Below are 12,389 nucleotides of genomic sequence, written 5' to 3'. Positions count from 1 at the left end.
TGGCGGTGAGGGAGGGATTCGAACCCTCGATACGGCTACAAACCGTATACTCCCTTAGCAGGGGAGCGCCTTCAGCCTCTCGGCCACCTCACCGTCTTGCGGAGGCACATATTACGATTTACCAAAAATATGTCAAACATTTTCTTGGCAAAAATAGCAAAAAGTCTTTCAACCGTTGGCTATTTAATCAAAGCGACGTTAATTCGCTCTTTTTACTATCAATAGTCATTTTTTGAGCACAAAAAAGGCCGACAATGTGTCAGCCTCTTGATGTAATTAGTAATTGCCTGAAGGAGCGTTACCATTACCTTTTTCTGCTTGAATGCGCATGTAGATTTCTTCACGGTGAACCGACACTTCCTTCGGAGCGTTAACGCCGATGCGTACTTGGTTACCCTTTACGCCAAGAACAGTAACAGTGACTTCATCACCAATCATAAGAGTTTCGCCAACGCGGCGAGTTAAAATTAGCATTCTGTGCTCCTTGAGTAATCTCTGATTTATCTTGCTACTAGGCTATTATCTAACAAAAGTTATATTTTCGTAAACTCAATTATGGCTCGAATTTAACCCAAAAACGCTTGTTTTTGCTGACATTCGACAGCCTGCGCAGAAGTTATGTAAGCATCATGCAGTATGTTAGCCGCTTTGTCGACATATTCAGGTGACAGTACTAACATCAGTGAACGCACGTTTAGCGCATAATGCTCGACATCGATCCCCTGCTCTGTCAGTAGAGTATGTGACCTTTCAATCAATCCCTCGACCTGAAGGCCAACGGCCGTTAACAAGCTTACCGATTCACTATTACGGATTTTATCGTTGAAAACCAGTTCAAGCTTTGCATAAGCGTCGTGTTTTATCACCACACCTACCCATTCTGCATGCTCGATCACATTCCAGATAGCGACGCCCAGCATTTGACACTGCTTCTTCAAGCTGGCCAGCACTTCTTTTTCAATTTTGATCACACACATATCACGTTGAATCGCAAGACCGCAAATATCTGACTGACACTCTTCGCCTTTGACCAAACTGCCATCATCGGTGTTAAACGTCGACAGCACTCGCAAAGGCACATTGTTTTTCCATGCATATTGCACCGATGGCAAATGGAGTACTTTGGCACCTTTGCGCGCCATCTCTTCCATCGAAGGAAAATCAATCACCGTCAGTTTTTGCGCCGATTTGACGATGCGTGGATCGCAAGTATAAACGCCGTCCACATCGGTGAAAATTTGGCATTCATCGGCACGCAGCGCTCCGGCTAACGTAACCGCACTGGTGTCAGACCCGCCACGGCCAAGCGTGGTGATATCCCCATTATCATTGATACCTTGAAAACCCGCGACGATCACTATCTGATTTTGTTCTAATAGTGCTTCTATCGTCGACGTATCAATATGTTTAATCGTTGCATCATTGTGTTGATTGTCTGTCACAATGTTTGCTTGTGCTCCGGTAAGTGAGCGTGCAGCATAACCCAACTTATTTAGCGTCATTGCTAATAGGGCCATTGATACTTGCTCACCAGCAGAGAGCAAAACATCAAGTTCTCGCGCGGTGGGGACACTGTCGACTTGTTTCGCCAGTCCCATCAATCTATTTGTTTCGCCAGACATAGCAGAAACAACGACAACAACTTGATTACCATCATTTTTCGCCTTAATGATGTGTTCGGCAACCGTATGAATTCGTTCAATTGAACCCACCGACGTTCCGCCAAACTTTTGCACGATAAGGGGCTTTTTCACCAGTCTTCACCTTCCCAAGACCAAAGTCTCATTAGAGCTGCGACGATATTGATTCTGTTCGCAGTCGTTTAACACAAAGACCAAGTCGCCTAACGGAGCACGATTGAATTGCTCAATTAAACCACTTGGTCGCATAAAAAATGACGCTCAACCAAAAACTGATTGAGCGTATTGATTACTTATTCCAATATTAGAGGCGCTCTTCAAGCCAAGGTTGAACCGTTTTGATTGCCGCCGGTAATGCTGCGACATCGGTACCACCCGCTTGAGCCATATCAGGTCGGCCGCCACCTTTACCACCGACTTGTTCTGCAACCATTTTCACCAAATCGCCCGCTTTGACTTTGCCGGTCAGATCTTTAGTGACACCAGCAATCAGGCCAACTTTGTCGCCCGTGGCATTGGCAAGCAGTACAACCCCGCTCCCCATTTGGTTTTTAATATCATCAACCATGGTGCGTAGGTTTTTGCTGTCAGCGCCATTGAGTGCAGCAATAAGGACTTTAGTACCATTCACTTCGATGGTTTTGCCCATGATATTGGCACTTTCTGCAGCCGCCATCTTGTCTTTCAGCTTTTGCAGCTCTTTTTCTAATGCTTTGGCTTTTTGTGCCGACTCTGCCAGCTTCTCTTCGTACTTAGCGTTTTGTGCTTCAATCGCGTCTAGCGCCGCTTCGCCCGTCACCGCTTCGATACGGCGAACGCCTGCAGCTATACCGCTTTCAGAGATAATTTTGAACAGACCAATATCACCAGTGCTCGATGCATGGATACCGCCACACAGCTCGGTAGAAAAATCGCCCATCGATAGAACACGAACTTCGTCATCGTATTTCTCACCGAATAACGCCATGGCTCCTTTTTGCTTAGCCGACTCAATATCCATGATATTGGTTTCAATCACTAGGTTACGACGTACTTGTGAATTAACCAGACGCTCAACTTCTTTCAGTTCAGCCGGCGTGACCGCTTCAAGGTGAGAGAAGTCAAAACGAAGATTGTCGGCTTTAACTAAAGAGCCTTTCTGGGTAACGTGCTCACCAAGTACTTTGCGTAGCGCAGCATGTAATAAGTGCGTCGCTGAGTGGTTCAGTGAAATAGCGGCACGGCGCTCAGCATCAACGATCGCCGTCGCTTGGTCGCCTTTGGCCACAACACCTTCAGCTAATAGACCGTGATGAGCAATCGCATTACCCAGTCTTTGGGTATCTTTAACCTTAAATAGACCTGATTCGGTCTTAATCACTCCGGCATCACCACACTGGCCGCCTGACTCTGCGTAGAACGGCGTTTCACTAAGAATAAGGATCGCTTTATCGCCAGCAGATAACGACTCTACCGCGTCACCGTCAACAAAGATTTCTGCAACCGTACTGCTGCCTTCTGTGCCGGTGTAACCGCAGAATTCAGATTGGGCGTCAGTTTTTATTACCGCGTTATAATCAGTACCAAACTGGCCTGCTTCACGAGCTCGTTGACGCTGCGCTTCCATCGCTTTTTCGAAGCCTTGTTCGTCGATAGCAAAGTCACGTTCACGTGCAACATCATTGGTCAGATCAGCCGGAAAACCGTAAGTATCGTAAAGTTTGAACACCGTTTCACCGTCGAGCACTTTACCGTCTAATTCATCTAACGCTTCGTTAAGAATCGCCATACCACGCTCTAGCGTGCGACCGAAGTTCTCTTCTTCGATACGTAGTACTTTCTCAACAATGGCTTGTTGTCTCGCGAGTTCTTCACCCGCCGTCCCCATAACATTGGCTAAAACACCAACGAGTTTATGGAAGAAAACACCATTGGCACCGAGCTTGTTTCCGTGACGGACCGCACGACGGATGATACGACGCAATACGTAGCCACGACCTTCGTTTGACGGCATTACGCCATCTACGATAAGGAACGCACATGAACGGATGTGATCAGCCACAACGCGCAATGACTGGTTTGATAGATCATCATGACCAGTTACTTCCGCAGCGGCTTTAATCAAGGTTTGGAAAACATCGATTTCGTAGTTTGAGTGAACGCCCTGCATGATGGCAGAAATACGCTCAATGCCCATACCGGTATCAACCGACGGTTTTGGCAGTGGCTCCATCGTACCGTCTGCATGACGGTTAAACTGCATGAATACGTTGTTCCAGATCTCGATGAAACGGTCGCCATCTTCTTCTGGCGTACCAGGACGACCACCCCAAATGTGCTCACCATGATCATAGAAGATTTCAGTACATGGGCCACAAGGGCCAGTATCACCCATTGTCCAGAAGTTATCAGACTCGTACTGCTTGCCGCCTTCTTTGTCACCAATACGAACAATGCGATCAGCTGGCACGCCGACTTTCTTGTTCCAGATCTCAAATGCTTCATCGTCTGTCTGGTAAACAGTAACGAGCAGGCGCTCTTTAGGTAGCTGTAGCGTCTCAGTCAAAAACTCCCAAGCAAACGCAATCGCGTCTTCTTTGAAGTAATCACCGAAGCTGAAATTACCGAGCATTTCGAAGAAGGTATGGTGACGAGCAGTGAAACCAACGTTTTCTAAATCGTTGTGTTTACCACCTGCACGTACACAACGCTGAGCCGTTGTTGCTCGAGTGTAGGCACGTTTTTCTGCGCCTAAGAAGCAATCTTTGAATTGGTTCATACCTGCGTTAGTAAATAGCAAGGTTGGGTCGTTATGCGGTACTAACGATGAACTTTCTACAATTTGGTGTCCTTTGCTCTCAAAGAATTTGAGGAACGCGTTACGAACCTCATCAGTGCTCATGTACATGCAGCTCTTCCTAAAAATAGTCGAGTTAGAATTTTGCGCTATTGTAGATCATGGTTAACGCTACGACTAGTTTTCTCGCAGAAAAGAACGGATAGGAACCAGAATTGACTTTGGATCATCAAATTGGGTAGTTAAGTGGAAATTACTCCGGATCCTCACTGCTTAATGCATAGTGAATTTGATCAAAGCTGTAACCACGGTATTGCAAAAAGCGCACTTGCTTGGCGTACTCTTTTTGATCGTTGGCTTTATGACCCTTGAACTTTTTCTCTGCCGCACTTTTTGCCCGCTCGAACCAATCTTGTGGCTCTTGTTGCAATGCACAAGCGATCACCGCTTCAGACACACGCTTTTGGCTTAATTCCTGACGAATACGTCGTTCACCGTGGCCTTTGTAGACATGTTGTCTAATCTGACTCTTAGCGTAACGAAGATCATTAAGATAATGATTATCGAGACAATAATTTACCGCCAGATCGATCTCATCCTCTGGATAACCTTTTAAGGCTAACTTCTGATACAGCTCATATTCGCCGTGATCACGACGACTTAATAGCTGCATTGCTGCGTCTTTACTCGACAGCGTAGTAGGTTTACGTTCAAACATATCTTTGCGACCTAATAAAACAAAGCCCCGCGTTAGCAGGGCTTAGTATTGTTAAGTTAAGTTTATTTTACAACTCTTCTTGCTCTGGCATTTTGCCAAGTTCTGCATCGTCAGACTTAACTTCAACCGGTGCAAGCAACATTTCACGTAACTTGGCATCAATGGCTTGCGCAGCCGCTGGATTTTCACGGAGATACTTGCCAGCGTTAGCTTTACCCTGACCAATTTTGTCACCGTTGTAGCTATACCAAGCACCCGCTTTTTCGACCAGCTTGTGCTTCACGCCTAAGTCGATTAGCTCACCTTCACGGTTGAAGCCTTGGCCATAAAGAATTTGTGTCTCTGCCTGTTTAAATGGCGCTGCGATCTTGTTCTTAACCACTTTGATGCGAGTTTCATTGCCCACAACTTCGTCACCATCTTTGATAGAACCAGTACGACGAATATCAAGGCGAACTGAAGCATAAAACTTAAGCGCATTACCACCCGTTGTCGTTTCTGGGTTACCAAACATCACACCAATCTTCATACGAATTTGGTTAATGAAGATACACATACAGTTAGACTGCTTGAGGTTACCCGTTAACTTACGCATTGCTTGAGAAAGCATACGAGCCTGCAAACCCATGTGGCTATCGCCCATTTCACCTTCGATTTCGGCTTTCGGGGTCAATGCTGCCACAGAGTCAATGACCATGACATCAATCGCACCTGATCGCGCTAACGCGTCACAGATTTCAAGTGCTTGCTCGCCAGTATCTGGTTGAGATACAAGTAGCGCGTCAATATCAACACCCAGTTTCTTCGCATAAATAGGATCAAGCGCGTGTTCAGCATCAATGAAGGCACAGGTTTTACCGACACGTTGAGCGGCAGCAATCAGTTCTAGCGTTAAGGTTGTTTTACCTGAAGACTCAGGGCCATAAACCTCAACAATACGCCCCATAGGAAGGCCGCCAGCACCCAGTGCAATATCAAGAGAAAGAGAGCCTGTAGAAATAGTCTCTACGTCCATTGTGCGGTTGTCGCCAAGGCGCATAATTGAGCCTTTGCCGAATTGCTTTTCAATCTGACCTAGCGCAGCGGCAAGCGCTTTCTGTTTGTTCTCGTTCATCACTTTCTCCAAATGATTCATCTGATGCTGATGACTATCAATCTAACTCTTCCGTTCAGCGGTATATTGCTAAACAATCAATGCAAGTCATTATACTGTTGATTCATACAGTGTCTATAGCTTGGCTAACATTTTTTGCTTTTTAAACCTATCCAACTGATTTAAATAACTTTAAAATACAAACACTTCAATTATCACTTAAGACGGTTTAGTTGTTCATACAGTACTTTTATGGCTAACTCGACCGCTTGCTGGCGCACCTGCTGACGATCACCATCAAGTTGGTAAGTACGTACCTCTAACCAGCCCTGCTTGTTTGCCCAAGCAAAACAAACACTACCAACGGGCTTTTGCTCTGTTCCTCCGCCAGGACCTGCAATCCCACTAATAGAGACCCCAATAGTCGCATTAGATCGCTGCAATGCGCCTAGTACCATCTCTTTGACCGTCTCTTCACTGACCGCGCCATGTTGGGCTAACGTCTCTGCGTGTACACCCAGCATTTCCATTTTCGCTTCATTGCTATACGAAACATACGCTCTATCAAACCACTGCGAACTGCCCGCAATATCGGTAATGGCCGTCGCAACGCCTCCTCCAGTACAGGACTCAGCAGTCACCAGTATTTCTCCGCTCGCCAGTAATCGTTCACCCAAACTCTTTGCACTGTCCATATTCATTTCTCATTATTGCTTGGTCAATCGAGACAAATACTCTATCACCATCACTGTTATTTTATGAAAAACTGTCGTTTGTCATCTAAACTCGAATTTGATATGCAACTAACAACATTCAATCATTTTGTCAGGGATAGGGAATGTATAATCAGTTTCGTCGTTCACAGCGCTCTTACCTTTTTATCGTTTTGATAGCTATTTTTGCTAATTTTCTGCTAGCCACTTACATCTATCACAAAACTCAATCGCTTAAGACACTACGTGACCAAATCAATGACCAATATGTTACTCAAATCACCATCAGCCAAACGATTTCGACCATAGAAAGAGAGCTCGGCTATGGGGGATTTATCCATCACTTTAAAAATTTCGTGATACGACGTGATAGCCAATACTTTGAACGTGCTCGTGATAAGTATCTGCTACTCAAAAGTAATATTTACCTGCTCGAGACGTTAATTAGCGACCCTATATTGCGAGCCAATGTTGATGTGTTGAACGCGACATTAGAGGAGTATTACCAAAAACTACTAATGGCCCAACAAACTGGTCTCGAAAAGCCAGTTGCCGAGCTTGATAATATGGTTTTAGTCAACGACTCTCGAGCTCTTAAAGCATTGACTGACATACAAGAGAGTGTGTTGCCTAAAGTAGACAAAATTCTGACGTCATCCAAAGGTAAACTCGATCAAATCAACGCCTATATGTGGCTATTTAACTTATTACTTTTTCCACTGATTATACTAACCACTTGGTTTATTTTACGTGCAATCAAACATTCAAATTATCTGCTACAAGAGTTGGGGGAAATCTTTGATGTTTCCCCTGACGGCATTCTTTATATCGATGAAGGTGGTCACATTCTTGCCGCCAACAAGATGGCCTGCCAGATATTTGAATACAATATCGAAGAATTTAAACACCTTCGTGTCGAAGATTTGATTGACCCAAACCTTAAGCACAAGCACCTCCAATATCGCCATGATTTTCAAGCGAAGCAACAGTCACGCTTGATGACAGATAAGAGACAAAAAATCTTGGGATTGACTAAAAGCGGTAAGCATGTCGAAGTACAGATCGCCATCTCTTCGACCATTATTGATGATAAACAGCGCACTGTGTGTGTCGTGCGTGACATGAGCGAGAAAAATGCCCTTCAACAAGTGGCTGAAGTGGACTACTTAACCCACCTGTTCAATCGACGTAATATCGATCAGTTGTTATTCAAGGAGTTGGCGCGTTCCGAACGCAACCAGACCCCCGTGTCACTGATGCTAATTGACTTAGATAATTTCAAACAAATTAATGATGAGCGGGGCCATGCCCAAGGCGATGAGATTTTGATTCAAGTGGCCAATTTTCTACGCGAAAATACTCGTAGCTACGATTCCATTGGCCGCTGGGGTGGAGACGAATTTGTCTTGATCTCTCCTGAGTTGCATCAGCAAGACGCCTTAAATTATGCCGAGCGATTAATTGAGTCCTTTCGCGCCTCGCCAATTGGACAAGGTGCTCTCAGTCTCAGCATTGGGGTTGCAACCCACACGCCTGATACCCCTTATGACCTCAATACCTTTTTTGAACACGCCGATCAGGCTCTTTATGCCTCGAAAGGGCGAGGGAAAGATTGCGCAACCCATATCAAAGATTTGCAACCAACAAAATAATTTCGTTGGCTGAATAGATTAAGCTTTAAATTGCTCTTACTAGGACTGTTTTGATACCCTGCGAGGTAATTTAAACCGTTCGTAAACGAGTCGTATGAAAGAGCAAAAACACACACCCATGATGCTGCAATATCTCAAGCTTAAAGCTGAGAACCCAGACATTCTGCTGTTCTATCGTATGGGTGATTTTTATGAGCTGTTTTACGATGATGCCAAACGTGCGTCTCAGCTATTAGATATATCCCTGACCAAACGTGGCGCCTCTGCGGGCGAGCCGATTCCGATGGCGGGCGTACCTTTTCATGCCGTAGAAGGTTATTTAGCTAAATTGGTTCAACTTGGTGAGTCTGTCGCGATTTGTGAACAAATTGGCGACCCTGCCACCAGCAAAGGACCGGTAGAACGTAAAGTGGTACGCATTGTCACGCCTGGTACTGTGACTGACGAAGCGCTGCTTTCTGAGCGTCTCGACAACCTTATTGCCGCCATTTACCACCACGATGGTCAATTTGGTTATGCGACGTTAGATATAACCTCTGGCCGTTTTCAACTGATGGAGCCACAAAGTGAAGAGGCGATGGCGGCAGAGCTTCAACGCACTTCACCACGAGAGCTGCTGTTTCCAGAAGACTTTGAACCGGTTGAACTCATGTCGGCACGCAACGGCAATCGTCGTCGTCCGGTATGGGAATTTGAATTAGACACTGCAAAACAGCAACTCAATCAACAATTTGGTACTCGTGATTTGGTTGGTTTTGGGGTTGAACAAGCTACTCTCGGCTTGTGCGCTGCGGGCTGTTTGATTCAATACGTTAAAGACACTCAACGTACTGCGTTGCCGCACATCCGTTCATTGACATTTGATCGCCAAGATCACTCCGTCATTCTTGATGCCGCAACACGTCGTAACCTTGAAATTACCCATAATCTTTCAGGTGGCATCGACAATACCTTGTCAGAGGTGCTTGATCATACCGCAACCGCAATGGGCAGCCGCATGCTCAAGCGTTGGTTGCACCAACCAATGCGTGATATCGACACGCTCAATCAACGTTTGGATGCGATTGGCGAGCTAAAGGATCTCACGCTATTTAGTGAGCTTTATCCGGTATTGAAGCAAGTCGGCGATATTGAACGTATTTTAGCACGCCTCGCATTGCGTAGCGCCAGACCGCGCGACATGGCTCGCTTACGTTTTGCTATGCAGCAACTGCCTGAACTGAGTGAGATCATGAGTTCAGTCAATCATCCTTACTTGAGTAAATTGGCCCAATTTACCGCACCGATGGATGAAGTTTGTCAGTTATTAGAGCGAGCCGTCAAAGAGAATCCTCCGGTTGTGATTCGTGATGGCGGTGTGATTGCATCAGGTTATAACGAAGAGCTCGATGAGTGGCGTAAGCTGGCAGATGGTGCGACGGAATACCTAGATAAAATGGAGCAAGAAGAGCGAGAACGCCATGGTATCGATACGCTCAAGGTCGGTTACAACAACGTTCACGGTTTCTTTATTCAAGTCAGTCGTGGTCAAAGCCATCTGGTTCCGCCTCATTATGTTCGCCGTCAAACGCTAAAAAATGCCGAGCGTTATATCATTCCTGAGCTCAAAGAACATGAAGATAAGGTGCTTAGCTCTAAGTCAAAAGCCCTCGCGCTCGAAAAGCAGCTATGGGAGGCGTTATTTGATTTACTGCTTCCACACCTAGAACAAATGCAAAACCTCGCGTCAGCGCTGTCGCAAATCGATGTATTACAAAACCTTGCCGAGCGTGCAGATAGCCTAGATTACTGCCGCCCAACACTGAGCAAAAAAGTGGGTATCCATATTCAAAATGGCCGCCATCCCGTCGTCGAGCAAGTGATGGACGAGCCGTTTATCGCCAATCCGATTGAGCTCAACCCGCAACGTAAAATGCTAATTATTACCGGCCCGAACATGGGCGGTAAATCGACCTATATGCGCCAAACCGCTTTGATTGCACTAATGGCACACATTGGCTCTTATGTTCCCGCCGAGTCAGCAACTATCGGTTCAATTGATCGCATTTTTACTCGTATCGGCGCATCGGATGATCTCGCCTCTGGCCGCTCGACGTTCATGGTCGAAATGACAGAGACCGCAAATATCTTGCACAATGCAACCGCAAACAGCTTAGTGTTGATGGATGAGATCGGCCGCGGCACCAGTACTTATGATGGTCTCTCTTTGGCTTGGGCAAGTGCCGAATGGCTGGCAAAGCAAATTGGTTCAATGACACTGTTTGCTACCCACTACTTTGAATTGACGGAATTACCTAACTTATTGCCAGACTTGGCCAACGTCCACCTTGATGCGGTTGAACACGGTGACAGCATCGCCTTCATGCATGCCGTGCAAGAAGGCGCGGCGAGTAAATCTTACGGTTTAGCCGTTGCAAGTTTAGCTGGCGTGCCAAAAAGCGTGATTAAAAATGCCCGCGCCAAGCTGACTCAATTAGAGCAAATTGGTCAAGTGACGGACGGCGCGCCGACAAACAGTAACGTCGATATTGCCAATCAACTTAGTCTGATACCAGAACCAAGCGAAATTGAGCAAGCATTGGCCAATATTGTCCCTGACGATCTGACGCCAAGGCAAGCTCTTGAAGAGCTGTATCGTCTGAAAAAACTCTTATAAGCATACAAAAACGGCAGCCATCAGGCTGCCGTTCTTCTATCAGGTCATGTCCGTTACCAAGTCATGTCCGTCACAATTTACGCCGCAGTAACAATAAGGCGATGGTCAAAAATACCATGCTTGGCATCACAGCCCCGAACACTGGCGGAATGTTATACACCAAGCTTAACGGCCCAAAGAACTCACTAGAAATATAGAAAGTAAAGCCAGCAATAACCCCTGACAGAATACGCGCGCCCATGGTCACGCTGCGCAGCGGCCCAAAGATAAAGGACAACGCCATCAGCATCATCACCCCAATCGAAAACGGCTGAGTCACTTTACGCCAAAATGCCAACTCATAACGCGCCGGATCTTGCTCTGAGGCTTTCAAGTAGGTCACATAGTCATATAATCCAGCCAGTGATAGCTCTTCTGGCTTTACCGTCACCACTGCAAGCTTGTCGGGAGCCAACGATGTAGTCCAACGATACTCAGGCAAGCTCTGCTTAGCGATTTCGATTTCGTCTGCCATCTCGGTGATCTGGACATCTTTCATTATCCACGTGTTGTTCGCGTCGTACTCCACTTCGGCAGCATGAACCACGCTCTTAAGATGTTTATTGTCATCGAAACGCCACATATTCATGACGTAGATCTTGTCATCTTCGACCTTACCAATAAAAATAAAGTCATTCGCATCTCGCGCCCACACGCCAGTACGCACCGATAAAATAGCGCCGTTCGAGGTCGCAAACGCACGTAAATCACGCGCCATTTTCTGCGCTTGTGGCGCGCCCCACTGGCCTAATAAAGTCACTGCAATCATTAACGGCACTGCGGTTTTCAGCACAGACATGCCGATGTTGAGTTTCGAAAAACCAGCCGCTTGCATTACCACCAGCTCTGAACTCGACGCTAGCATGCCCAAACCAATCAGTGCGCCAAGTAGCGCAGCCATTGGAAAAAACATTTCAATATCACGCGGAATACTGAGTAAAACGAACAACAACGCCTGGATGAGGTCATAGGTTCCCTCTCCCACTTTACGCAACTGCTCAACGTATTTAATGATTGCAGACAAGCCCACAAAGGTCGCTAGTACTAATGAAGTGGTCGCAATGATGGTTTTGCCGATATAAAGATCGAGAATTTTAAACAC

At 46.1% G+C, this 12,389-nt stretch carries 9 protein-coding genes and 1 tRNA gene; 2 read left to right on the top strand and 8 right to left on the bottom strand.

Annotation, left to right across the window (positions count from 1 at the left end; all coding sequences use genetic code 11):
- From BS19_RS11185 to BS19_RS11155, 7 genes are all read right to left on the bottom strand, one after another.
- Positions 1–93 (bottom strand) — tRNA-Ser (locus BS19_RS11185).
- A gap of 183 nt (positions 94–276) precedes the next feature.
- Entirely contained in the window at positions 277–474 is a 198-nt protein-coding gene (gene csrA / locus BS19_RS11180) for a carbon storage regulator CsrA (protein ID WP_038175355.1), read from the bottom strand.
- A gap of 92 nt (positions 475–566) precedes the next feature.
- Complete coding sequence (locus BS19_RS11175) at positions 567–1,754, bottom strand: aspartate kinase (protein WP_038175354.1); 1,188 nt, start codon at positions 1,752–1,754, stop codon at positions 567–569.
- 190 nt (positions 1,755–1,944) lie between these two features.
- Complete coding sequence (alaS, locus tag BS19_RS11170; RefSeq protein ID WP_038175352.1) at positions 1,945–4,527, bottom strand: alanine--tRNA ligase; 2,583 nt, start codon at positions 4,525–4,527, stop codon at positions 1,945–1,947.
- Between the two features lie 142 nt (positions 4,528–4,669).
- Entirely contained in the window at positions 4,670–5,134 is a 465-nt protein-coding gene (gene recX, locus BS19_RS11165) for a recombination regulator RecX (protein ID WP_038175351.1), read from the bottom strand.
- A 67-nt stretch (positions 5,135–5,201) separates the two neighbouring features.
- Entirely contained in the window at positions 5,202–6,248 is a 1,047-nt protein-coding gene (gene recA, locus BS19_RS11160; RefSeq protein WP_038175350.1) for a recombinase RecA, read from the bottom strand.
- A gap of 194 nt (positions 6,249–6,442) precedes the next feature.
- Positions 6,443–6,922: a CinA family protein gene (locus BS19_RS11155; protein ID WP_038175349.1), complete on the bottom strand. Its 480-nt coding sequence runs from the start codon at positions 6,920–6,922 to the stop codon at positions 6,443–6,445.
- Between the two features lie 143 nt (positions 6,923–7,065).
- Between BS19_RS11155 and BS19_RS11150 the strand changes: the two genes are divergently transcribed.
- Both BS19_RS11150 and mutS read left to right on the top strand, forming a co-directional pair.
- A complete protein-coding gene (locus BS19_RS11150; RefSeq protein WP_038175348.1) occupies positions 7,066–8,592 on the top strand; it encodes a diguanylate cyclase domain-containing protein in 1,527 nt (508 codons plus the stop codon).
- A gap of 94 nt (positions 8,593–8,686) precedes the next feature.
- On the top strand, positions 8,687–11,248 hold the full coding sequence (gene mutS, locus BS19_RS11145; RefSeq protein WP_038175346.1) for a DNA mismatch repair protein MutS: 2,562 nt from the start codon (positions 8,687–8,689) through the stop codon (positions 11,246–11,248).
- Positions 11,249–11,318: 70 nt separating this feature from the next.
- Here the strand turns inward: mutS and lptG are convergent, their stop codons facing one another.
- On the bottom strand, positions 11,319–12,389 hold the full coding sequence (gene lptG, locus BS19_RS11140) for an LPS export ABC transporter permease LptG (protein WP_038175345.1): 1,071 nt from the start codon (positions 12,387–12,389) through the stop codon (positions 11,319–11,321).

The organism is Vibrio pacinii DSM 19139 (assembly GCF_000711795.1).
In the GTDB taxonomy this organism is placed as follows: Bacteria; Pseudomonadota; Gammaproteobacteria; order Enterobacterales; family Vibrionaceae; genus Vibrio; species Vibrio pacinii.
Note: the sequence above shows the minus strand (reverse complement) of the source record. Positions and strands in the feature narration are given on the sequence as shown.

Excerpts from the sequence above, each read along its gene's own strand:
- mutS (WP_038175346.1), top strand. The coding sequence starts at position 8,687 with ATGAAAGAGCAAAAACACACACCCATGATGCTGCAATATCTCAAGCTT.
- BS19_RS11150 (WP_038175348.1), top strand. The coding sequence starts at position 7,066 with ATGTATAATCAGTTTCGTCGTTCACAGCGCTCTTACCTTTTTATCGTT.
- alaS (WP_038175352.1), bottom strand. The coding sequence starts at position 4,527 with ATGTACATGAGCACTGATGAGGTTCGTAACGCGTTCCTCAAATTCTTT.
- csrA (WP_038175355.1), bottom strand. The coding sequence starts at position 474 with ATGCTAATTTTAACTCGCCGCGTTGGCGAAACTCTTATGATTGGTGAT.
- recX (WP_038175351.1), bottom strand. The coding sequence starts at position 5,134 with ATGTTTGAACGTAAACCTACTACGCTGTCGAGTAAAGACGCAGCAATG.
- recA (WP_038175350.1), bottom strand. The coding sequence starts at position 6,248 with ATGAACGAGAACAAACAGAAAGCGCTTGCCGCTGCGCTAGGTCAGATT.
- BS19_RS11155 (WP_038175349.1), bottom strand. The coding sequence starts at position 6,922 with ATGGACAGTGCAAAGAGTTTGGGTGAACGATTACTGGCGAGCGGAGAA.